We start from the raw sequence: 20,153 nt of genomic DNA, 5'->3' as shown, positions 1-20,153 counted from the left end.
GGTTCGTGCGCGCGCGTACAAGTCGCACAAAGCCAGTCGCACAAAGCCGCCACCGTCGGCTGAACGCTATTCTTCGTTGTCGGGTGCGGTCGTTGCTGCGCCCTCTTGGAGTTGACGCAGCTCTCTGCGAACCTCGCTTACCTGTCCAGCTAGTGCGGCATTGAGCCGGGCGGCCTCGTGGCCGATCTCGATCGCAGCGTATTGCTGGCTGCTTCCGGCCATCAACTCGCCGATCATCCTGACCTCCCTGGGCGACAGGATAATCACCGACTCCCCGACCTCGAGCACTGTCGTGCCGTCTGGGCAAAGGGTTCGAGAGATTGGGCGGGCGGGCTTGTGGTGGTCAACCGGGACAAAAACCCCTCGCTGCACGCGGCGGACCTTTCCATTGTCGACGAGGTGCCCTAAGCGGTCGTCGATGGTCGTGAGCTTGAGCCCGGTCAGCTCGGCAAGGATTTCGCGCGTGACAATCTGCTCGCGGGCGTGCAGATCCTGGATCGCCTCGAGGACTATCTCAGCGTTGCTCTTGGTAGGCTTTTCGGCCTTCGTGGTCGTGTCGGTCATTCGCCACCCCCCTCACTTCCCGGAGATTCCAAGGTGCTCGCGCTTGAGGCGGCGCAGCAGACGATCGAGCTCGCTGCGGGCGGCGCGCAACTGATCGAGTTGCGGGCTCCGTCCGTTGAATTTCCGGTTCAGGTCCCCGAGGGCGGCTTCGGCCGCGGTAATGACGCACGTCAGGCGGCGGGCCTCCTCTGTCGCGGCAAACGCGCGCCTGAAGGTGATGGGATCGTCGGCAAGGTCGTCGATCGCTGCATTGGTCACATCTGCCGAGCGCTCGACCAGCTCGAGGCGCATTGCCGCAATCGCCTCGGCGAGCCGGCGGCGTTGGCTCGGATCCTCAGTCAGTTCGGATCGGCGCTCCAGAAGGGCAACCCGCTCGCGGTGGCGCTTGACCTCCGGATGGTCGTCGAACTGTGAGTCGGGCACTGCCGCAATCTGCGCGGCGATCTTCATCTGTTCGGCCTTCGCGGCTTCTCGTTCGCGGATGTTGCTCAGCAGGTTGGCGACTCCGTTGTTGCTGCTCATATTGTTCTCCGGTTGTGGTCCAGGTGGTTGATTGAGTTGAGGGCACTGTGGCGAGTACTTGGCGCCCACCTTCAGTGCCATCCCATCGGACGGAATGTCATCACGATGGGCGCGCGAGATGCGGCATGGATGAAGAACTCGGATTCCGTCTCGGTCTGATGCTCCGTGCAGGACAGCGCGTCCGCTGGAAAGCCGTTCAGGCATCCGTCTTCGTCGTAATGGGCGCAGGTGATGCAGCGCCGGGCGGGATCAATCTCGGGGTGGATCATGCTGCTGCTCCTTGGTAGTGGACCGCCGGGCCGTGGATGCGGTGTTTCGCGAAAACGGCCGCTGGCGGCTTCTTTGTCGGTCGGGTAGGGGTAGGTATTGCCCGCGTATCGTTCGGGGTGTCTGCGAGCCGGCAGGTACGTTTCCGCCGCAATTGGCGATCACAGATCGAACCCTTTTCGCCGGCTTGGCTGTCCGGCGCCGTTCTCGCGAGGCGAGGGGCCGTCGTGGTCGGTGAAGCGCATCAGGGGGCCGTCGATCGCCAGCAGGCAATCACCGGTCGGCCCGTTGCGGTTCTTGCGGATCAGCAGCTCGGCCAGGCCTGCCCATTCCGGGGCGTCGCGGTACAGGCTTTCGCGGTGGAGCATCCCCACGATGTCCGCGTCTTGCTCGATCTCGCCCGAGTCGCGCAGGTCTGCCAGTATCGGGCGCCGATCTGGGCGACCCTCGGATGCGCGGTTGATCTGGGCGAGGGCGATCACCGGCACATGCAGTTCCTTGGCCAGGGCTTTCAGCCCGCGCGAGATGCTGCCCACCTCTTGCGTCCGGGTGTCGCCGATACCGCGCATGAGCTGCAGGTAATCGATCACGACGAGGCCAAGGCCTTCGGTGCGCTGAATCCGGCGAGCCTTCGCGCGGACGTAGGCCACGCTCACGGCCTGTTGGTCATCGATGAACATCGGCCAGTTGGTCGACGCGGTGATCGTGTCGGACATGGCATCCCAGTGCCCGCGCTCGCTGGTTCCGGAGCGCATCGCATGAACCGTGACGTGCGAGCGGGCCGCGAGGATCCGCGCAGCGATGTCGCGCCGGGTCATTTCGAGCGTGAAGAAGAGCACCGGGGATCCGCCCGCCGCGGCCTGTGCAGCGATGTTGCAGGCGGCGATCGTCTTCCCGACGCTCGGGCGTGCGGCGAGGATCACGAGCTGCCCCGGCTCAAGCCCGCCGGTCATGCGGTCGAACCGTTGGAAGCCCGTGGCGAGGCCTGCGAGCCGTCCGCCACGCTCGCGGCGCGCTTCCACGTCCTGCAGAACCTCGGCCATCGCATAGTGCAGGCGCACCGGGTCGCTCTCGCTGCGGTCGACGAGCTGCAGCATCTTCGCTTCGAGCTCCGCGGCGATCTCGGCGGGGTCGCGGTTGTCGCCTGCGGCGCACGCGCTCTGCAGGTCGGTGGCCAGCTGCTGCAGGGCACGCAGGGTCGAGCGCTGGCGGATGATCTCGGCGTAGCGCTTCACGTTCGCGGCCGACAGGCAGGAGGCGGCCAGCTCGCCGAGGTACGCAATCACCCCGGTGCGCTCCGCGTAGCCCGCGGCTGTCAAGGCGACGGAGACCGTCACCACATCGACGTTCCCGCCGGCCTCGTGCTGCGCCTTGGCCGCGGCGAAGATCCGGCGGTGTTCCTCACGGTAGAAGTCGGCCGGCTTGACGACGCCCTCGATGCGATCGAGCACCGGGGCGCCGAACATCAGGACCGCCCCGAGAAGGCCCTGTTCGGCCTCGATCGAGTGTGGGGGCATGGTCGGTGTCTGCGCCGTGTTCATGCCGCCTCCCGGTGATAGCGGTTCTCGAGCGTCTTCGCGAAGCCGGCCGGCGACATCAGGAAATCGATGTCGGCAACGAAGGGCGGCTTGCCAGGCTGAGGCGTTGCACGGCCGGTGAGGAAGGCGCTTTCGGCGCAGATGGCGAAGAAGGCGGCCCAAGCCTTTAGCCCGCTTGCACGGTCCTGGTAGCCGAAGGGCCGGCAGGTCAGCGAGGCAGCTTCACGCCAGCGCGCCCGAATTAGCCCCTTGCGGCGATCGTTGAGGATCTTCACGCGGGGATTTGCCGGCATGTGCTCGTGGTACAGCGCGACGAGCTCGGCAATGGGGGCGTCTGGGGCGCTCGCTCCGGTGTTCTGGAGTGCGATCTCGCCGAGCAAGGAGGGGCACGCGGCAGCGTGTCCACCTACCTTGGTCTGTTCACTGGTCTGTTCACTGGTCTGTTCTTTGCGTGTAGCCGAATCGGCTAGGGGTGGGGTAGCCGAATCGGCTAGGGGTGGGGTAGCCGAATCGGCTAGGGGCAAGCGTGTAGCCGAACAGGCAACCGTAGCCGAACAGGCAACCGTAGCCGAACAGGCAACGGTTCCGACCTCGGGAGACTCGGGCGTGGTTATGGTGTAGCGGGTGGCCTTCGAGTGTCCGCCCTTGCCGTCTTTGAGGAGCCACCCCAGCCGTTCAAGTCCCGTAGTCGCTGAAGAAACGTTGCTGATGTGCATGCCGCAGCGCGCGGCGATTTCGGCACGCGACGGCCACACCACATCGGTGTTCTTCCCTCGGAACGAGAACAGCACGCCGAGCACCCGCACCTGTTCCAGGGTCAGGCGCTTGTCGCGCCATACCTCGATCGGGACGATGCTGAAAATTCCGTTCATGGGCGAGCCCCGAAAGGACGCCCGAACGCGCCGCGGCGGTCGTCCGTGGCCTGACGAAAGTCGGCCATGATGCGCAGGAGCGATTCGTCGTCGAAGTCGGCCAGGAAGGCCCAGCACCGGCCGTTCGTGCCCCATTCGATCACCGGAGCCTCAAGCTGGATCGAGACGCGGTAGGGGCCGCGGATGTGCCGGTAGCTGACGGGATCGTGAAACTGCACCCGCAGCTCTGGATTCGCGGGGTAGGCACTCCGGCGCGGGCGGTCGAAATCCTGGTCACCGTGGATCTGCACGTTCGAGTGCACGCGCCGGCTGTGGCTGCTCGGCCGGTTCATGCTGCCACCCCATACGCCCGGAAGCGCGCCGCAGCGCTGGCGGTGGCGGCGTCCTGCAGGTCGAGTACGTACTCGGCGACCACTCGGCCGTTCTCCGCGACCTCGCGGCTTCGGATCGCCCAGCCGTCATCCTTCAGGAAGCGGACGTATGCGGCGAGTCGCCACGAGCGTTGAAAGCCCGATTGGCGAATGGGGCCGGAGACCAAGGCACGCAGCGCGGCTTCGCGGATGCTGTTCGCCTTCGGGAATACCGGGCTGCTGGCCGGAGCGCTACAGTGCGAGGTGTGTGATTCGCAAGGGCGCGCGTTCTCGAAAGGGGCGGCGCCCTTTTCTTTGTTCTGATCGGGCATGGCGCCACCTCATGACGCGGTCAGGCTTGCGAGGTATGCGCGAATCGCACCAACTTTCCAGCGGGTTGTCTTGGGGCCAACCTTGACAGGAGCGGGGAGGGTGCCGGCCTTGGCTTTGCGCCAGACCGTATTGCGGCTTTGCCCTGTCACGACGGCGACGGTCTTGTCATCGACCAGAGCCGAGTCGGGCAGGCTGTCGAAGTTGATGATCGACGGCTTGATGATTGCGCCGTGCGTTTTCAGCGTTGGCGAGGGGTGGGTGACTGTCTGCATGGTTCGCTCCTTGTTGCCGTGTGGTGCGGCATGGGGCGCACTTTGAAGTAGTCGTTACCTTCGGAATGAGCGCAGGAAGCTACCCGCAGTCGGGGCGTTTGCTACGTCGCGAGAGATAGTCGCGCCACGTGCGCTTGGAAAGAGTGATTCCCGCGATCGATCCAAGGCGCTCAAGTAGCTCGACCGCCGGCGATGATCCGTCGAAGTCTGCGTCGGAAGTTCTTGAAACGGGGGCGCCGAAATGCTCGAGGGTTTCGGCGAAGCATTCGGCGAGCTCGGTGGCAACCTCCCGGACGCGTTCGTCAAACCGAGGCGCCCGAGGCTGCTGCTTCAGGGTCTGAAGCGCAGCGTCGACCTGCCGCATCATGAGCTGCAACGATCTGCGTGTTTCCGCGACAGGGTCTGAGTCGTCTGGTGACGCGAACAGGATATGAGTCTCGAAAGACAGCATGAACAGCTTTCTCTCCGAGTCGGCTAAGCTGGCTTTCAGGGAGCTGAGCTCCAGCTCTCGCTCTTCCTTGTTTGTCCCGCCGGCCCTGTGCAACTGGATCGCCGCTGCGGCGTAGATGGTATGCATCGAAAGAAGATCCGCAAATTCGCTGGGATCGATGTCTCGGGCACAGTGCTGCACCGCATAGCCCTGCAGTTGTCCTGAGAGCTCCGGCGGCAGCTCTACGACTGGGCAGACGGGGCCGCTGAATTTGGCTTTGGCGGTCAATCAGAACTCCCTCGAGCGATTGGGCTGGCGGCGGCGCGGATGTCTCGATCTACCCGTTCACCACGCTACGGAAAGGGATGATTCGTGCTCCGGTCTGCAGCGCGTCCAGGTGATCCGCCCACGCTTGCATCATGGCCCGGCGCTCGGCCATGAATTGCGCGTGGTGGCTGTAGGCCGCGAACACCTGTTTGCGCTCACGGTGCGCGAGCTGTCGGTCGATCACGTCAGGTCGATAGCCCAGCTCCAGCAGCGCGCCGGTAGCAGTCGCGCGGAAGCCGTGCCCAGTTACCTGGCCAGCCTGATAGCCCATCGCGCGCAAGGCGCTGTTGATTGTGTTCTCGCTGATCGGTCGGCCCTGTCCGTTGCGGTTCGGGAAGAGCAGGTCGCTTCCGGCTGAGTGATCCTGCAGCTCGCGAAGCACCGCCACAGCTTGCCGGGAAAGCGGAACAACGTGTTCCTCGCGCATCTTCATCCCGGTCAGGCCACGTGCGCGGTCGCGCTCGGCGGGGACGGTCCACACGCCGGCCTCGAGGTCGAACTCTGGCCACTGCGCACACCGCAGCTCACCCGGCCGAACGAAGGTCAACACCAGAAGCTGAATCGCGAGCTTGATCGGCCTGGAGATGCGTACCGCGTCCAGGCGAATGAAGAACTCGCGTAGCTCGCCGGCGCGCAGTGCCGGACGGTGTTCGCCTTGGTGCGGCGTTACCGCTTTGTGCAGGCCCTCGGCGGGGTTGCTCTTGGCGATGCCGTTCGCAATCGCGTGGATGTAGATCTCACCGATCCGAGCGCGCACCCGCTTGAGCATGTCCGTTGCGCCCTTCGCCTCGATCTTGCGGAGCAACTCCAGGACGTCGACGGGCTGAACTGCGGTGATCGGCTTGCTTCCGATAACCGGGAACACGTGGTTCTCAAGCGCGCGGATGGCGGCGTATGCAGTCCCCTCGGTGCGCGCTGTCTTCCAGCTACTCCACCAGGATCGCGCCACCGCCTCGAAGGAGTTTTCAGCGGCGAGCCTGGCGGCGCGCTTGGCGTCCTTCTTGGTTGCGGCTGGATCCACGCCCGCGGCCAGTTGCTCGCGCGCAGTGGCCAGCGCCTTCCGTGCGGCCGCGAGGCTGACGGCAGGATAGGCGCCGATTGCGAGCGTCTTGCGCTTGCCGGCGAAGCGGTAGTCGTACCGCCAGAGCTTGGAGCCTGTGGGCTGCAGAAGGAGGAAGAGCCCGTCGCCATCGGTCATCTTGATGGGCTTAGCGCCCTGCTTGGCCTGGCGGATTGCGGTGTCGGTCAGCGGCATGTCGATCTCCGGCTGACGGTATTTTTCGTGACGGTATCGGCCTGCTGCTGCGTGTACCGTCGAAAATACCGTCGCTGTGACGGTATTGACATGGTGCCACTTGGGGCGAACTGGGGCAACAAAAAACCCGCAAAGCCTTGAGCTGTGCGGGTTTCTGGTTCTGCGTGCTACGGGGTGAAGCTGTTAAGTGGTCCCGTCACCAGGAATCGAACCTGGATCTGGCGCTTAGGAGGCGCCCGTTCTATCCATTGAACTATGACGAGGACTCAGGGCGCGCATTCTAGCCGTTTGGTGGCGCCTGACCAAGTGCGGCGTCGCCCGGGCGCGGGGGGAGCAGGAAGGCGCGCGGCGCACGCAGCAGGCGGCGAAGCAACAGGCCGCCGAGGCTGCGGCCTTGCTCGAAGGTGATGCGGCGCGCGCGCATCGCCACGCTCAGCGTCAGCGTGAAGCTGACCAGCAGATTCACCAGCCCGATCAGGAGTACGCCCGAGAATGCGATGGCCACCGTGGTCAGCGGCACGGCGAAATCGAGTGCGACCGATGCATAGCCCAGATAGGCCGATGAGAAGGCGATGTGGCGGATGTCGATGGGCAGGCCGAAAAGCACGCCGATGGCGGTCGCACCGCCGAGCAGAAAGCCGAAGAAGACGTTGCCGGCCAGCGCGCCAAGGTTGTTCTCGATATAGCTCACGAGTCGTTCGGCACGCGCTGCACCCAGCAGTCGCCTGGGCCAGCGCAACTGGCGCAGGCGTTGCGGTACTCGGTTGTAGGCCGACAGGTTGTCGTAGAAGGCGGCGATCAGCCCCGACATGAACAGGCATACCCCGGCAATGGCCGCAAAGAACAGCGCTCCGCCACGCGGATCGATCTCGTCGAGCAGGTGGTGGGCTTTCTCGGGCGACACGAAGTGGCTGCCAGTGGCGAAGTGGATGATCAGGCCCACCACCAGCGCGATCGGGATGGCCACGCCGATGTTGCCCGCGATCGCTGCGGCCTGGCTGCGGATGGTGCGTACGATGAGGTCGGCAAGCTCCTCGAGGTCGCGCCCCTTGCCCTTGGCCTCGCCGATGGAGGCGGCAATGGCGTTGGCCGTCATTGCCGGCTGCTTGGTCGCCACCGTGCCGCCCAGCATGTGGATGAGGGCGAAGCCCAGGCCATAGTTGAGGCAGAACGACAGCAACTCGTTGAGTGGTGCCCAGCCCTGGCTGCCGAGCACGATCTTGTTGGCCGCCATGAAGGCGATGATGAGGCCACCGAGTGCAGCCGAGGCGAGCATGCCGAAGTACTCGCCGCGTGAATTGGTGATGTACTTCTCGCCCGTCTTGCTGGCGCTCTCGGTCATGCGCAGCGACAGCAGCTCGACGTTCTTGCCCCAGTAGTCGGAGAGGATGTTCTTTCGGCACTCGGCGCGTACCAGGGTCTTGAACAGGCGCACGATGCGCGGCGCGGCGTCTTCGACCACGCGCCGGGTGCGCAGCTCACCGAGCAGGGCCACCAACTCGTTGATGCGCTCCAGGTGCTGGCGCAGGCGTTCGAGCTTGAAGGTGAGGGTAAGGCTGGTGCCGATGCGGGTGGCGCGCTTGCGCACCCGCTGCAGGATCTCGTCGCACTGATGCAGCATCACCATCAGGTGCTTGTCATCGGCAATCAGTGCGCCTGGCGTCGTCCACCAGTCGCTGTAATGCTGGATGTAGCTCAGCAGTTCGGCGTTCTGGGCAAGGAAGGGCGACTCATGCTCCTCCACGTTGGGGTCGATGCGCACCAGTTCGCGGTCCAGGCCGATCGCCGAGACATGAAAGGACAGCACCCGCAACGCCTCGAGTACCTCGCGCACGGCCTGGGGCAGGGCGTTGGCATCTTCTTCGAACATCGGCGACTGGTGGCCGACGAGCAGACCCAGGAACGCCACCCAGTCGTCGTCCGGGATGGCATTGACCCACTGCTCGTCATCCACGCGGTGAAAGATCGCCGACAGGAAATCCTTCAGGTGCGTGGTGTCCACCACCTCCGGCAGCAGCCGGTTGCCGATGCGGTGAGAGGTCTCGGAGAAGAAGCCCGTCGAAGGCAGCAGGCCCGACGAGACGTACATCGTGACCTGCTTGCGCTCGTTGAAAAGGCGCAGGCATGCGGCGCGCAGGTTTGCGAGCAGGTCCGCCCGCCGTGACAGCAGACGTTGCAGCGCGCGCAGGTTCTCGATGGCTTCGTCGGCCTGGTCGGCCCTGGCCGGACGCAACTTCCCCACCAGGCTTGCCCACAACGCGACCTGATCCTCGTCGTGGTCGCCGAAGCGTTCGAGCAATCGTTCCATATGTCTTTTCCTGATGCTGTTCCGTGTTGCCGTCGGGCGTGCCACGATGAGCTTGCCACGCCCGCGAAATTGCCGCCTTGGGCGGATTTGTGCACTGCATTATGCGGTAATCCGCCCTGAGCGCCCGCAGCCGGCTAAAATCGACGCCCCTCTCCCGAACCCGCGGCCGATTGCCGCAACCGCGCAGATGCCTCTTCTTTCAGTCGATAACGCTTGTCTCGCCTTCGGTCATGTCGACCTGCTCGATCGCGTCGGTTTCCAGCTCGATGCAGGCGAGCGTGTCGCCTTGATCGGACGCAACGGCTCGGGCAAATCCAGCTTGCTGCGGGTGCTCGCCGGCCAGGCCGCGCTCGATGATGGCACAGTCTGGCGGCAGGCCGAGATGGTCACGGCCTATGTGCCTCAAGAGCCCGACTTCGGCCTCGAGCGCGACGTCTTCGAGACCATCGCCGACGGACTCGGTGGCGCCGCGAAGCTGCTGGTCGATTATCACGCGGCCATGCTTGCGGTCGCCGAGCATGCCACGCCCGAGGCCCTGGCACGGCTCGATGCCCTGCAGCATGCGGTCGAAGCCGCCGCCGCTTGGCGCCTGAACCAGCGCGTCGAGCAGGTCGTCGCCCGCCTCGGACTCGATCCCGCGGCAAAGGTTTCCAGTCTGTCGGGGGGCGGCGTCAAGCGCGTCGCGCTGGCGCGTGCGCTGGTGGCCGAGCCCGATCTGCTGCTGCTCGATGAGCCCACCAACCACCTCGACCTCGATGGCATCCTGTGGCTCGAAGAGCTGATCCGCGACTTTCGCGGTGCGGTCATCGTCATCACCCACGATCGCGTCTTTCTCGACCACGTCGCGACCCGCATCATCGAGCTCGACCGCGGCCGTCTGGCGAGCTACCCCGGGCGCTTTTCCGACTACCAGCGCCGCAAGGCGGAGGAACTCGACGCTGAGGACAAGGCCGCGGCACGCTTCGACAAGTTCCTCGCCCAGGAAGAGGTGTGGATTCGCAAGGGCGTGGAGGCCCGCCGTACCCGCAATGAGGGCCGCGTGCGCCGCCTCGAAGCCTTGCGCCGAGAGCGCGCGGCGCGCCGCGACCGCCTGGGCAGCGTCAGCCTGGCGGTCGATACGGGAGACAAGAGCGGGCAGATGGTTGCCGAACTCACCCACGTATCCAAGCGCTATGGCGACAAGCTGGTGGTACGCGACTTCTCGACCCGCATCATGCGTGGTGACCGTATCGGCCTCATCGGCCCCAACGGTGCGGGCAAGACCACCTTGCTGAAGCTCATCCTCGGCGACGTGGAGCCCGATCAGGGCTCGGTACGCCGCGGCACCCGCCAGAGCGTGGCTTACTTCGACCAGCTGCGCGAGCAACTCGATCCCGAGCTGCCGCTCACCGAGGTCATCAGCCCGGGGTCGGACTATGTCGACATCGGGGGCGACAGGAAGCACGTCATCGGTTACCTCGGCGACTTCCTGTTCGCCCCCCAGCGAGCGCGCTCGCCGGTCAAGTCGCTCTCGGGGGGCGAACGCAACCGCCTGCTGCTGGCACGTCTGTTCGCACGCCCGGCAAACGTGCTGGTGCTGGACGAGCCGACCAACGACCTCGATATCGAGACCCTCGACCTGCTCGAGGAGCTGCTTGCCGGTTACGACGGCACGCTGTTCCTGGTCAGCCATGACCGTGCTTTCCTGGACAACGTGGTGACCCAGGTGATTGCGGCCGAAGGCGATGGGCTCTGGGGGGAGTATGCCGGCGGCTACGGCGACTGGCAGCGCGTACAGGCCATGCGTGCCGAGGTGCAGTCCGCCGCCCAGCAACAAGCTCGCCGTGCCACGGCGCCAGTCGACAAGCCGCGCGCGGCCGAAGCGAAGCCGGCCGCCAATCGCCCGACCAAGCTCTCCTTCAACGAGAAGCGCGAGCTCGACGCCTTGCCCGACCGCATCGCCGCCCTGGAGGACGAGCAGACGCGCCTGCATGCGCGCATGGCAGACCCCGCGCTGTATCAGGACGCACCGCAGGAGGTTGCGCAGGTCAAGGCGCGGCTCGAGGCGATCGAAGGCGAGATCGAGGCGGCGATGCTGCGCTGGGAGGCGCTGGAGTCGCGCGCCGCAGGTTGAGCATGCCTGGCCTGCCGTCGGCGGCCAGCTCGCGATGCGAGCTCAGAACACCCCGATCTGGGCGAACCAGGCCGTGGCTGCCGCTGCAGCAATGACCACTGCGGCATGGAAGATCGCCAGCGCGCGATACCTGCGCGCGATCCGGGCGGGGTCGTGATCGGAGATGAGGTAAAGGCGCCGGCCTGTCGGCCGACGCATCACATGGACCTCGGGCGCTGCCATCACTTCCTCGTGTAGCCTGCGTACCTCGCGTCGAGCCTGGGAACGCGCGAGCTCCCATTCGCGTACATCGATCTCGCCATTGCCATCGAGGTCGAAGCGCGCCAGCAGGCCGGGGTGGTCGGCCTTCCAGCTGGCCAGCAGCTCGCGCACCTGGGCCGAGAAATCGAAGTCGGTATTGACGCTGCCCAAGGTGGCGAAATCGCCCAGCACATAGATGCGATCGTGGCGGATCAGCGACCACTGGGTATAGCGCATGTCGCCACGGCGTACGACGTCGCAGCGTTTGACCATCATGTCCGCGCCCTCGGGGTCGACCACGCACTGCCCGCTTGCATCCTCGAGCAGGAAGGAGGCATCGCTTTCGTCGGCGGTCTCCCGTTTCCACTTGCCGTCGCGTTGGCGTTGCTCGATCAGCACGCGGTACCAGAGCACGGGCAAGCCGTTGATCGGCGAGCGCAGCGGCGTACCGTCGAGCGGCTGGCCGCGTCCTCGCAGCTCGGTGTAGCCCTGGGCCGCCGAGGCGATGCGCGAGGTCGGTGTGTCGGCGATCAGGCGTGCGTGGCGCAGCGCGCGCTTCCAGCCGATCAGTCCGGTGGCCAGCAGCACACCCAATCCGGTCACGGCACCCGGCCCTTCGCCTGCGCTGAGGGCGAGCACGACGGCGCCAAACTGCACGAAGGGCAGGATGACGTCCGTCGGTCGATGACGAAGCTGGACCAGCATCAGGCGGTCGTGGTGCTGCGGGCGGGGGGGCGAAAGCCTAGCGCGCGCTGCGCGTCGGCCGCGTCTCAGGCATTGAAGAGCGCCTTGAGGTCGACGTCGGCCTTTTCCGCCGTGCTGAACTGCAGCAACGGCTGGGCAACATAGTTGAACAGGCGCGCAATGATCAGGTCCGGAAACTGCTCGATGCGTACGTTGTGCACGTTGACCGATTCGTTGTACCACTCGCGGCGGTCTGCGATGCCGTTTTCCAGCGCGGTGATGCGTGTCTGCAGCTGCATGAAGTGCTCGTTGGCCTTGAGCTCCGGATAGGCTTCGGCAACCGCGAAGATCTGCCCCAGGCCCGCGCGCAGCAGGTTCTCGGCAGCGCCCAGTGCGGGCACGTCGTGGGCTTCGCGCGCCCTGGCGACACGTGCGCGCGCCTCGGTGACGCGGGCCAGCGTTTCCTGCTCGAACTGCTTGTACTGGCGGCAGACCTCCACCAGCTTCGGCAGTTCGTCGTGGCGTTGCTTGAGGAGGACGTCGATGTTCGCCCAGGCCTTGGCGATGTTGTGCTTGAGTTGTACCAGGCCGTTGTAGACCACCACGCTCCAGACCAGCGCAAGGACGATCAGGGCGAGGAAGACCGCATTGCCAATGCTCATTGGACGACTCCTGTGTTATTCGTGCCATTGTAGATCGCTGGCATGAATAATCCTGTTACACATGACACGCCTGCCGCGCAACGGCGCGGGCACGGTGGCGTATGCGTCAGGCAGGCTCCGCGGGCTCTGGAGGCAGCAGGCGTGCGCGCGCCTCCTCAGGTGCACCGAGGCGCAGGAGCAGGGGTTCGCGGCCGAGGTGCAGCAGGGCTTCGATGGCGGCCAGGTCGTCGGGCAGGGCAGGGTCGTCCCAGCCACGGGCAAGGTGCCGGGCAAGGTCGGCGGCGAGCTTGATCGTGCGTACCCTGGGGTTGTCCTGCTGGCTGTCGTCGAGCAGCTGGACAAGGAGTTGCGGCAGGCGCCAGGCACGGATCAAGCCGAGCTGGATCTGTGCGGCGGTGGCGCCCAGAACATCGCGCTGGGCTTCTGCGCTACGCAGACCGCGAGATGCCACCAGCTGTTCCTGGACCCTCAGGGCGAGAGCCGGAGCGTGGATCCAGCAAACGATCTCGGTCGCTTCGTGCAGCAGGGCGGCGACGGTGATCTCCTGTACGTCGAGATCGCGGCGCTGAATGGCGAAATCGCGTGCGTAGTCGGCGACCCGGCGCGCGCGCCCGATCACCTTGAGCACTCCAACCAAGGCCTTGGGCTGGCTTGCCAGTGTTGTCTCGACAGTCGGCAGGTCGCCGAAGGTGCTGAAGAAAGGCTCGATGCCGAGCATCATCACCGCGCGTTCGATGGTGGTGATGTCGTGGTTCTGCGATTCGCGCCGGTTGCGTTCGATGTGGGTGAGCAGTCGCATCGTCAGCAGCGGGTCGGAGAGCACCACGCTGGCGAGCTGCTTGGCACCGACAGACTCCCCGCTGTCACGCAGCGCGGCAAGGTCGAGCATCGTCCGCCGCAGCACCGGCAGGGGCTGGGCCGAGAAATGATCGACGTAGGCCTGCACGGATGGCAGGGCCTGTGACAGCGAAGACATGCGGACCTCTGCAGAAGGCGTGTGTTGTGCTGCATTATCGGCCTCCGGCGGGCGGAACTGAAGGGCTGCCTGAGGGCATGCGGCAGGCCAATGGCCCGCCCGTCGCTTGGAGCTATAATTACGGCGTCGAAATGGCCTCACGGCCACGCTACGAACACACAGGAGACGTCCGCATGACCCCCTTCAAGGCCTTCGTGATCGACCAGGACGAGAACCGCAAGGTTGTCAGCCGCATGGGTGCGCTTGCGCCCGAGCAGCTCGACGCTGGCGAGGTGACCATCCGCGTCCATTACTCCAGCATCAACTACAAGGATGCGCTGGCGGCTACCGGGGCGGGCAAGATCATCCGGCGCTTTCCCTGCGTGGGCGGCATCGACCTGTGCGGCGAGGTTGTGGACAGCGCCGATGCGCGCTTCAAGGCCGGTGACAAGGTCATCGCCACCAGCTTCGACATCGGTGTCGCGCATCACGGCGGCTATGCGGAATATGCGCGCGTGCCCGCGGGCTGGGTCGTGCCCCTGCCTGCAGGGCTGGACCTGTTCGAAGCCATGGCCCTTGGCACGGCGGGCTTCACCGCCGCGCTCGGCGTGGTGCGCATGGAGGACAACGGCCTCGCGCCTGCCAACGGCCCGGTCATCGTCACCGGGGCCACCGGTGGCGTCGGCGGGTTGGCGATCGACATGCTGGCCAACCTCGGGTACCACGTGGTCGCACTCACCGGCAAGGAGGCCGAGGCCGACTACCTGAAGATGCTCGGTGCGGCGGAGATCAAGCTGCGATCGGAGATCGATCTCGACAAGGTGCGCCCGCTCGAAGCCGCGCAGTGGGCGGGGGCGGTGGACAACGTCGGCGGTCCGGTGCTGCACTGGGTGCTGGCGACCATGAAGCAGGCGGGCACGGTGGCGAGCATCGGCAATGCGGCCAGCTTCAAGCTCGACACCACGGTGTTCCCTTTCATCCTGCGCGGCGTCAGCCTGCTCGGCATCGATTCGGGCTACATGGGTTTTCCGACCCGCCAGCGCGTGTGGGACCGCCTCGCAACCGACCTCAAGCCGCGTCATCTCGCGGCAGTCACCCGCACGATCGACTTCGATACCTTGCCAGCGGCTTTCGACGATTTCATCCAGGGCCGCGTCAAGGGCCGCACTGTCGTCCGCATCGGCGCCTGAGCGGGCACAGGTAAAACGGGGGCGAGGTGGTGACGAGCGAAGACGACAAGCTGCCACGCATCCTCGTGGTTGACGACTCGCGCATGGTGCGGGCGACGATCGTCAAGCTCATTCGCGGCCGCTTCGAAGTGCGCGAGGAGCCCGACGGCGAAGCCGGATGGGAGACATTGCTGGTCGATCCGGGCATCGATCTCGTGCTCACCGACATCGGAATGCCGCGCCTGGATGGCTACGGCCTGCTCGAGCGCATCCGGGCATCGAAGGTGGCGCGGGTGCGCGAGCTGCCGGTGGTCATCATTTCCGGCGACGAGGACGAATCTGCCCGTGAGCGGGCGCTCACCCTGGGTGCCAACGGCTTCGTCACCAAAGGGGCGGGCAGTGTCGAGCTCCTCGCCACCCTGACCTCGCTGGTGCGCCTGTCGAAGGCCCAGCTCGAGCTCGAACGCAGCCGTGCCGCGCTCGCCCGCCAGAGTCCGGTTGACCCGGAAACCGGGCTCGCAAGCGAGGGCTACCTGCAGCATCGTGCCAGTCAGGTGGAGGCCGAGTCGCTGCGCCGCCAGACCGACATTGCCGCTCTGGTCATCGAGCTGGACCAGTTCGACGAGCTTGTCGATCGCTACGGCGCGCACGTCGTGCAACTCATCGTGCGCAAGTTGTCGAAGATGCTCACCGGGCGCATTCGCGCCGAGGATACGCTGTCGCAGCACTCGGCCTCGCAGTTCGCACTGCTGTCGCCCGGCATCGATCGCGTTTCGAGCTGTGCCTTTGCGCTGCGCCTGCGCAGCAGCGTCGAGAAGCTGGTGATGGGCTACCGCGAGGAGCGCATCCGCATCACGCTCAGCATAGGCGTTGCCAACGCCGTGGTGGACGGGCGCAGTGCGGTCAGCGAGTTATTGGGCCTGGCGCTCGAGCGTACCGCGGCCGCGCGCGCCGCGGGGGGCAATCGCGTGGTCGCCGATGCCGGCGAGGTGGATGCCGACTCCATCGAGCGTGCGCTCGGCCGCCTCGTCAGCATCGATGGCGCGCTCAGGCAGGTGCGCGCGGGTGCGCGCGACGAGGTCGAGCGCCAGTTGCCCGAGATCATCGCGGCGCTGATGCCGCTGCTCGAATTGATAGAATCAAAGACTCACTGCGGACTGCCGCTCAGGCATCTCGATGCCCTCAAGAACAGAAGCGCAGCCGATGGTGATGATGATGACGGGGAGTCCACCCGGACCTCCATCTGAAGCAGGAGTGGTCGCAGGTTTCGCTGCGCTGTCCCGGCGCTGCGGTGCAGGCAACACGTCATTTGCAGTACAGGGAAAATAGAAGGGAGAGGAAGCAATGACCGATTACCAGCAATTCCACCGCCGTTCCATCGAAGACCGCGACGGGTTCTGGGCCGAGCAGGCCCAGCTCGTGCACTGGAACAAGCCCGCCGAGCAGATCTGCGACTTTTCCAAGCCGCCTTTCGTGAAGTGGTTCAAGGGCGGTGAGACCAACCTCTGCTTCAACGCAGTGGACCGCCACGCCGCCACGCGCCCCAACGACCGCGCGCTGGTGTACATCTCGACCGAGACCAACGAAGAGAAGGTGTATTCCTTCGCCGAGCTGCAGCGCGAGGTCGAGCGCATGGCGGCGATCTACCAGGACCTCGGGGTCAAGCGCGGCGACCGCGTGCTGATCTACATGCCGATGATCGCCGAGGCGGCGTTCGCGATGCTCGCCTGCGCGCGCATCGGCGCCATCCACTCGGTGGTGTTCGGCGGTTTCGCCGCCGGCTCGCTCGCCACTCGTATCGATGACGCCAAGCCGGTGCTGATGGTCAGCTCGGACGCCGGCATGCGCAACGGCAAGCCGGTGCCTTACAAGCACCTCGTGGACGAGGCCTGCAAGCTGGCCGAATTCCCGCCGGCCAAGGTGCTGATCGTCGACCGCGGCCTGGACAAGGGCTTCTCGCGCGTCGAGGGCCGTGACGTCGATTACGCCGAACTGCGCGCCCGGCACATGGATGCCCAGGTGCCGGTCGTGTGGCTGGAATCCTCCGAGCCGAGCTACATCCTGTACACCTCCGGCACCACCGGCAAGCCCAAGGGTGTGCAGCGCGACACCGGCGGTTACCTGGTCGCGCTCGCCTCGACCATGCCGCACATCTTCACCGGCGAAGCCGGCGAGACCATGTTCGCGACCTCCGACATCGGCTGGGTGGTCGGTCACAGCTACATCATCTATGGCCCGCTCATCGGCGGCATGGCCACGATCATGTACGAAGGCACGCCGCTGCGTCCGGACGCGGGCATCTGGTGGCAGATCGTCGAGAAGTACAAGGTCAGCGTCATGTTCTCGGCGCCCACCGCGGTGCGCGTGCTCAAGAAGCAGGACCCGGCCTTCCTCAAGAAGTACGACCTGTCCTCGCTCAAGCACCTGTTCCTGGCCGGCGAGCCGCTCGACGAGACCTCGCACGAGTGGATCATGCGTGAGCTCGGCATCCCGGTCATCGACAACTACTGGCAGACCGAGACCGGCTGGCCGATGCTCGCCATCTGCCGTGGTGTGGAAGACAGCCCGATCAAGCTCGGCTCGCCCGCCTTCCCGGTGTATGGCTACGATCTGCGCATCTTCCGCGAGGATGGAAGCGAGTGCGGCGCCAACGAGAAGGGCATCGTCGGCATCGTGCCGCCGCTGCCGCCGGGCTGCCTGTCCACCGTGTGGGGCCAGGACGAACGGTTTGTGTCGACCTACTTCTCCACCTTCCAGGACCCGGTCGTCTACTCTTCTTCCGACTGGGGTATTCGTGACGACAAGGGCTACTACACCATCCTCGGCCGCATGGACGACGTCATCAACGTCGCCGGCCATCGCCTCGGCACCCGCGAGATCGAGGAGGCGGTGCAGACCCACCCGGCGATCGCCGAGGTTGCCGTGGTCGGTGTGCACGACGAGCTCAAGGGCCAGATGCCGATGGCTTTCGCGGTGGTGAAGGACGCCAGCACGGTCGACACCGCCGAGAAGCGCGCTGCGCTCGAGAAGGAGGTGATGAAGAAGGTGGACGAGAGCCTCGGTGCCATCGCCCGTCCAGCCCGAGTGCACTTCATCAACGGCCTGCCCAAGACGCGCTCGGGCAAGATGCTGCGCCGCTCCATTCAGGCGCTGGCCGAAGGTCGCGATGCAGGCGACCTGACCACCATCGACGACCCGAGCACGCTCGAGCAGATCAAGGTAGCGCTGAAGGGCTGAGTTCGTTTCAGTCAGCGTTGAATGGGGCGCTTCGGCGCCCCATTTGTCTTCGTGCGGGGGGTTCAGGCCCGGGCTTGGTGCTCGCCTGATCGGGCGCGCTCGAGACCGGCATCGACTTCCTGCTGCACGACACGCCAGATCGGGCGCAGGATGAAACGCATGTTCTTGATCACGCTATTGACGTCGAGTACCGAGGGGACGCGTGCACCACGATGTTCGACCGCGTCGCCAATGCGGCGGATGTCCACGCCCAGCTTGGCGAAGTGGCTGGCCAGGCGCGGTTCGGTGAGTACGAACAAGGTGTCGATGTCGTGACGGTGCGCCAGCGCGATGGCGCTCATGTACAGGCTGATCGGGATGTAGGGGAAGCGCGGCTGTTCGCGCGAACCGAAGTCGTCGTCGTTGATCGGCGCTGCCTCGCGGTCTTCGCCGCGCCGGCGGCGATACCGCGAGCGCACGGCGAGACGGGAAACCTCGGCAATGCGGCCGCGGGGCAGGGCGGCCGGGTCGATGATGCGGCGATCGAGCACCTCCGCGCAGGTGTGCTCGAATGGCAGGGGCTTGGCGGGATCGTCCGGGTCGGTGAGCACGATGCGTACGCAGCCCACGGGTTCGTGCGGTTCGTCCCTGGTGCGCAGCAGGCAGTGAAGGCTGTGCGCGTCGTAGGTGTCGATCTCCCGCTTGTCCGGGCGCTCGGGCTCGAAGTGCAGGTCGGAGCAGTAGACCTCGTGCCGGATGCCGAACACGAGATCGCGCGTCGCCTGGTCGGTCGCCGGGATCAGCTCGAAGTACTTCTTGAAGCCGTGACCCAGGTTGAAGCGGTCAAGGAGAGACATGTTCAGTTTCCTTGTCTGAGGAGATCGACGATCGGCGTGGCGCCGACGCGTCGTGCCGGGAAGAGTGCGGCGAGAGTGGTGGCGACCAGGCCGACGAGGCATGCGCCCAGCACGACGGAGGGCACGACGCGGATCATGGCGGTGTAGCCGACATTGGCATTCGGCGGCGGCGGCATCGGGATGCCGATTGCCGAGATGGTCACCGCCAGGAAGATGCCGATCAGCGCGCCGAGCACGGCGCCGGCCAGCCCCAGAACCGTGTTCTCCACGACCAGCAGGCGGAAGATGTCGCGCCTGCGGTTGCCGAGCGCCTGCATGGTGCCGAATTCGGCCTGGCGCTCGAATGCGGCCATATTGACGCTGTTGGCGACCGACAGCAGCACCATCACCAGGATGATGCCCTGCAGGACACCGAACTGGCGCTCGTAGAGCCCGAGCGTCTTCTCGTAGAAGTCCGACAGCATCTTCCAGTCGAAGACCTCGAACTGGGCTGGGTCGACCAGCGCGGCTACTGCCGCGTAGGCGCGTGCGGTGTCCTCGGTGCGGTGCAGGGTCGTCACCAGCATGTTGGCGCCGTCGGTGTAGAGCAGCTCGCGCGCGGCGGCGAGCGGAACGCGCACGGCGCGCGAATCGAACTCCTTCGAGAAGCTCTGGAAGATGCCGACCACCTCGAAGTCGAGCGTGTTGACCGCGCCTTCGGCCGTGTTGAGCACGAGCACGATGGAGTCGCCCACCTCCAGGCTCATGGCGTGCGCCACCCCCTGGCCGATGACTGCGCCGAACAGGTCGTCATCCCGCAGCTGGCGGCCGGCGAGGATCTCCAGCGCGGTACCCAGGCGTGCTTCCTTGTCGGGTTCGATGCCTTCGCCAACGATGCCCAGGTCTCGCCGGCCATTGTTGAGCACACCGGCAAAACTCAGCCGCATCGAGACCTCCTTGACCTCGGGCAACGCAGTGATGCGTGCGGCCAGGGCCTCGGGGTCCGGGATGAGGTAGTTCTCCGGCTGGCGGGTACCCTTCTCGCGGAAGTCCTTGCGGAACACCTGTACGTGCCCGGTCTGCGAGTGGATGATCGATTCGCCCAGCTGCACGAAGATGTCCTGCACGAAGCCGCCGGACACGATCAGGCCGGATACGCCGAAGATGATCGCGGCCAGCGTCATCGCGGTACGGATCTTCTGGCGCAGCAGGTTGCGGATGGCGAGCCGGATCAGCATGC

20 protein-coding genes and 1 tRNA gene are annotated in these 20,153 nt (G+C 65.7%); 4 read left to right on the top strand and 17 right to left on the bottom strand.

Annotation, left to right across the window (positions count from 1 at the left end; genetic code table 11):
* Positions 1 to 66: 66 nt before the first annotated feature.
* The 12 genes from P7F68_RS14950 to P7F68_RS14895 all read right to left on the bottom strand — a co-directional run bounded on the left by P7F68_RS14950 (position 67) and on the right by P7F68_RS14895 (position 9,038).
* Complete coding sequence (locus tag P7F68_RS14950; protein ID WP_277834302.1) at positions 67 to 564, bottom strand: hypothetical protein; 498 nt, start codon at positions 562 to 564, stop codon at positions 67 to 69.
* A 12-nt stretch (positions 565 to 576) separates the two neighbouring features.
* A complete protein-coding gene (locus P7F68_RS14945) occupies positions 577 to 1,086 on the bottom strand; it encodes a hypothetical protein (protein WP_277834300.1) in 510 nt (169 codons plus the stop codon).
* Positions 1,087 to 1,157: 71 nt separating this feature from the next.
* Positions 1,158 to 1,355 carry a hypothetical protein gene (locus P7F68_RS14940; RefSeq protein ID WP_277834298.1) on the bottom strand — a complete coding sequence of 66 codons (198 nt, stop codon included), beginning with the start codon at positions 1,353 to 1,355 and terminating at the stop codon, positions 1,158 to 1,160.
* Positions 1,356 to 1,514: 159 nt separating this feature from the next.
* Positions 1,515 to 2,894: a replicative DNA helicase gene (gene dnaB / locus P7F68_RS14935; RefSeq protein WP_277834296.1), complete on the bottom strand. Its 1,380-nt coding sequence runs from the start codon at positions 2,892 to 2,894 to the stop codon at positions 1,515 to 1,517.
* The gene (locus tag P7F68_RS14930; RefSeq protein WP_277834294.1) at positions 2,891 to 3,763 is read right to left on the bottom strand and encodes a helix-turn-helix domain-containing protein; all 873 of its coding nucleotides are present in this window, start codon (positions 3,761 to 3,763) and stop codon (positions 2,891 to 2,893) included. The genes dnaB and P7F68_RS14930 overlap by 4 nt, the downstream gene beginning before the upstream one ends.
* The gene (locus P7F68_RS14925) at positions 3,760 to 4,095 is read right to left on the bottom strand and encodes a hypothetical protein (RefSeq protein ID WP_277834292.1); all 336 of its coding nucleotides are present in this window, start codon (positions 4,093 to 4,095) and stop codon (positions 3,760 to 3,762) included. The genes P7F68_RS14930 and P7F68_RS14925 overlap by 4 nt, the downstream gene beginning before the upstream one ends.
* A complete protein-coding gene (locus P7F68_RS14920) occupies positions 4,092 to 4,445 on the bottom strand; it encodes a hypothetical protein (RefSeq protein WP_277834290.1) in 354 nt (117 codons plus the stop codon). Before P7F68_RS14920 ends, P7F68_RS14925 begins: the two co-directional genes overlap by 4 nt.
* A gap of 9 nt (positions 4,446 to 4,454) precedes the next feature.
* Positions 4,455 to 4,718: a helix-turn-helix transcriptional regulator gene (locus tag P7F68_RS14915; RefSeq protein WP_277834288.1), complete on the bottom strand. Its 264-nt coding sequence runs from the start codon at positions 4,716 to 4,718 to the stop codon at positions 4,455 to 4,457.
* A 79-nt stretch (positions 4,719 to 4,797) separates the two neighbouring features.
* Positions 4,798 to 5,436 (bottom strand): hypothetical protein, encoded by a 639-nt coding sequence (locus P7F68_RS14910; RefSeq protein ID WP_277834286.1) that lies wholly within the window; start codon positions 5,434 to 5,436, stop codon positions 4,798 to 4,800.
* A gap of 49 nt (positions 5,437 to 5,485) precedes the next feature.
* Complete coding sequence (locus P7F68_RS14905) at positions 5,486 to 6,730, bottom strand: tyrosine-type recombinase/integrase (RefSeq protein WP_277834284.1); 1,245 nt, start codon at positions 6,728 to 6,730, stop codon at positions 5,486 to 5,488.
* A gap of 188 nt (positions 6,731 to 6,918) precedes the next feature.
* Positions 6,919 to 6,993: transfer RNA gene (locus P7F68_RS14900), tRNA-Arg, on the bottom strand.
* Between the two features lie 17 nt (positions 6,994 to 7,010).
* Positions 7,011 to 9,038 (bottom strand): site-specific recombinase, encoded by a 2,028-nt coding sequence (locus P7F68_RS14895; RefSeq protein ID WP_277834282.1) that lies wholly within the window; start codon positions 9,036 to 9,038, stop codon positions 7,011 to 7,013.
* Positions 9,039 to 9,225: 187 nt separating this feature from the next.
* Between P7F68_RS14895 and P7F68_RS14890 the strand changes: the two genes are divergently transcribed.
* Positions 9,226 to 11,151: an ATP-binding cassette domain-containing protein gene (locus P7F68_RS14890; RefSeq protein ID WP_277834281.1), complete on the top strand. Its 1,926-nt coding sequence runs from the start codon at positions 9,226 to 9,228 to the stop codon at positions 11,149 to 11,151.
* A 42-nt stretch (positions 11,152 to 11,193) separates the two neighbouring features.
* On the opposite strand, the gene P7F68_RS14885 is transcribed toward P7F68_RS14890, so the two are convergent.
* From P7F68_RS14885 to P7F68_RS14875, 3 genes are all read right to left on the bottom strand, one after another.
* Positions 11,194 to 12,096 carry a hypothetical protein gene (locus tag P7F68_RS14885; protein ID WP_002943700.1) on the bottom strand — a complete coding sequence of 301 codons (903 nt, stop codon included), beginning with the start codon at positions 12,094 to 12,096 and terminating at the stop codon, positions 11,194 to 11,196.
* A gap of 65 nt (positions 12,097 to 12,161) precedes the next feature.
* Positions 12,162 to 12,737, bottom strand: a complete 576-nt coding sequence (locus tag P7F68_RS14880; RefSeq protein ID WP_002927652.1) for a LemA family protein — start codon at positions 12,735 to 12,737, stop codon at positions 12,162 to 12,164.
* A 106-nt stretch (positions 12,738 to 12,843) separates the two neighbouring features.
* Entirely contained in the window at positions 12,844 to 13,713 is an 870-nt protein-coding gene (locus P7F68_RS14875) for an HDOD domain-containing protein (protein ID WP_002943697.1), read from the bottom strand.
* A gap of 173 nt (positions 13,714 to 13,886) precedes the next feature.
* Between P7F68_RS14875 and P7F68_RS14870 the strand changes: the two genes are divergently transcribed.
* From P7F68_RS14870 to P7F68_RS14860, 3 genes are all read left to right on the top strand, one after another.
* On the top strand, positions 13,887 to 14,882 hold the full coding sequence (locus P7F68_RS14870; RefSeq protein WP_277834275.1) for an oxidoreductase: 996 nt from the start codon (positions 13,887 to 13,889) through the stop codon (positions 14,880 to 14,882).
* 26 nt (positions 14,883 to 14,908) lie between these two features.
* On the top strand, positions 14,909 to 16,108 hold the full coding sequence (locus P7F68_RS14865; protein ID WP_002927646.1) for a GGDEF domain-containing response regulator: 1,200 nt from the start codon (positions 14,909 to 14,911) through the stop codon (positions 16,106 to 16,108).
* Positions 16,109 to 16,205: 97 nt separating this feature from the next.
* On the top strand, positions 16,206 to 18,098 hold the full coding sequence (locus P7F68_RS14860) for a propionate--CoA ligase (RefSeq protein ID WP_277834273.1): 1,893 nt from the start codon (positions 16,206 to 16,208) through the stop codon (positions 18,096 to 18,098).
* Between the two features lie 62 nt (positions 18,099 to 18,160).
* Here P7F68_RS14860 and P7F68_RS14855 read toward each other — a convergent pair whose 3' ends face one another.
* The gene (locus P7F68_RS14855) at positions 18,161 to 18,934 is read right to left on the bottom strand and encodes a PEP-CTERM/exosortase system-associated acyltransferase (protein ID WP_002943692.1); all 774 of its coding nucleotides are present in this window, start codon (positions 18,932 to 18,934) and stop codon (positions 18,161 to 18,163) included.
* Between the two features lie 2 nt (positions 18,935 to 18,936).
* Complete coding sequence (locus P7F68_RS14850) at positions 18,937 to 20,151, bottom strand: ABC transporter permease (RefSeq protein ID WP_002927630.1); 1,215 nt, start codon at positions 20,149 to 20,151, stop codon at positions 18,937 to 18,939.
* Positions 20,152 to 20,153 lie beyond the last annotated feature (2 nt).

Source organism: Thauera mechernichensis, assembly GCF_029588855.1.
GTDB classification, from domain to species: Bacteria; Pseudomonadota; Gammaproteobacteria; order Burkholderiales; family Rhodocyclaceae; genus Thauera; species Thauera mechernichensis.
The sequence above is the reverse complement of the archived record's forward strand: the minus strand, read 5'-3'. Positions and strand labels throughout refer to the sequence as shown.

Bases quoted from the DNA above. Each gene is read 5' to 3' on its own strand.
- P7F68_RS14855 (WP_002943692.1), bottom strand. From the start codon at position 18,934: ATGTCTCTCCTTGACCGCTTCAACCTGGGTCACGGCTTCAAGAAGTAC.
- P7F68_RS14860 (WP_277834273.1), top strand. From the start codon at position 16,206: ATGACCGATTACCAGCAATTCCACCGCCGTTCCATCGAAGACCGCGAC.
- P7F68_RS14850 (WP_002927630.1), bottom strand. From the start codon at position 20,151: ATGCTGATCCGGCTCGCCATCCGCAACCTGCTGCGCCAGAAGATCCGT.
- P7F68_RS14875 (WP_002943697.1), bottom strand. From the start codon at position 13,713: ATGTCTTCGCTGTCACAGGCCCTGCCATCCGTGCAGGCCTACGTCGAT.
- P7F68_RS14940 (WP_277834298.1), bottom strand. From the start codon at position 1,355: ATGATCCACCCCGAGATTGATCCCGCCCGGCGCTGCATCACCTGCGCC.
- P7F68_RS14920 (WP_277834290.1), bottom strand. From the start codon at position 4,445: ATGCCCGATCAGAACAAAGAAAAGGGCGCCGCCCCTTTCGAGAACGCG.
- P7F68_RS14945 (WP_277834300.1), bottom strand. From the start codon at position 1,086: ATGAGCAGCAACAACGGAGTCGCCAACCTGCTGAGCAACATCCGCGAA.
- P7F68_RS14950 (WP_277834302.1), bottom strand. From the start codon at position 564: ATGACCGACACGACCACGAAGGCCGAAAAGCCTACCAAGAGCAACGCT.
- dnaB (WP_277834296.1), bottom strand. From the start codon at position 2,894: ATGAACACGGCGCAGACACCGACCATGCCCCCACACTCGATCGAGGCC.
- P7F68_RS14905 (WP_277834284.1), bottom strand. From the start codon at position 6,730: ATGCCGCTGACCGACACCGCAATCCGCCAGGCCAAGCAGGGCGCTAAG.
- P7F68_RS14870 (WP_277834275.1), top strand. From the start codon at position 13,887: ATGACCCCCTTCAAGGCCTTCGTGATCGACCAGGACGAGAACCGCAAG.
- P7F68_RS14885 (WP_002943700.1), bottom strand. From the start codon at position 12,096: ATGCTGGTCCAGCTTCGTCATCGACCGACGGACGTCATCCTGCCCTTC.
- P7F68_RS14930 (WP_277834294.1), bottom strand. From the start codon at position 3,763: ATGAACGGAATTTTCAGCATCGTCCCGATCGAGGTATGGCGCGACAAG.
- P7F68_RS14925 (WP_277834292.1), bottom strand. From the start codon at position 4,095: ATGAACCGGCCGAGCAGCCACAGCCGGCGCGTGCACTCGAACGTGCAG.
- P7F68_RS14890 (WP_277834281.1), top strand. From the start codon at position 9,226: ATGCCTCTTCTTTCAGTCGATAACGCTTGTCTCGCCTTCGGTCATGTC.
- P7F68_RS14880 (WP_002927652.1), bottom strand. From the start codon at position 12,737: ATGAGCATTGGCAATGCGGTCTTCCTCGCCCTGATCGTCCTTGCGCTG.
- P7F68_RS14895 (WP_277834282.1), bottom strand. From the start codon at position 9,038: ATGGAACGATTGCTCGAACGCTTCGGCGACCACGACGAGGATCAGGTC.
- P7F68_RS14915 (WP_277834288.1), bottom strand. From the start codon at position 4,718: ATGCAGACAGTCACCCACCCCTCGCCAACGCTGAAAACGCACGGCGCA.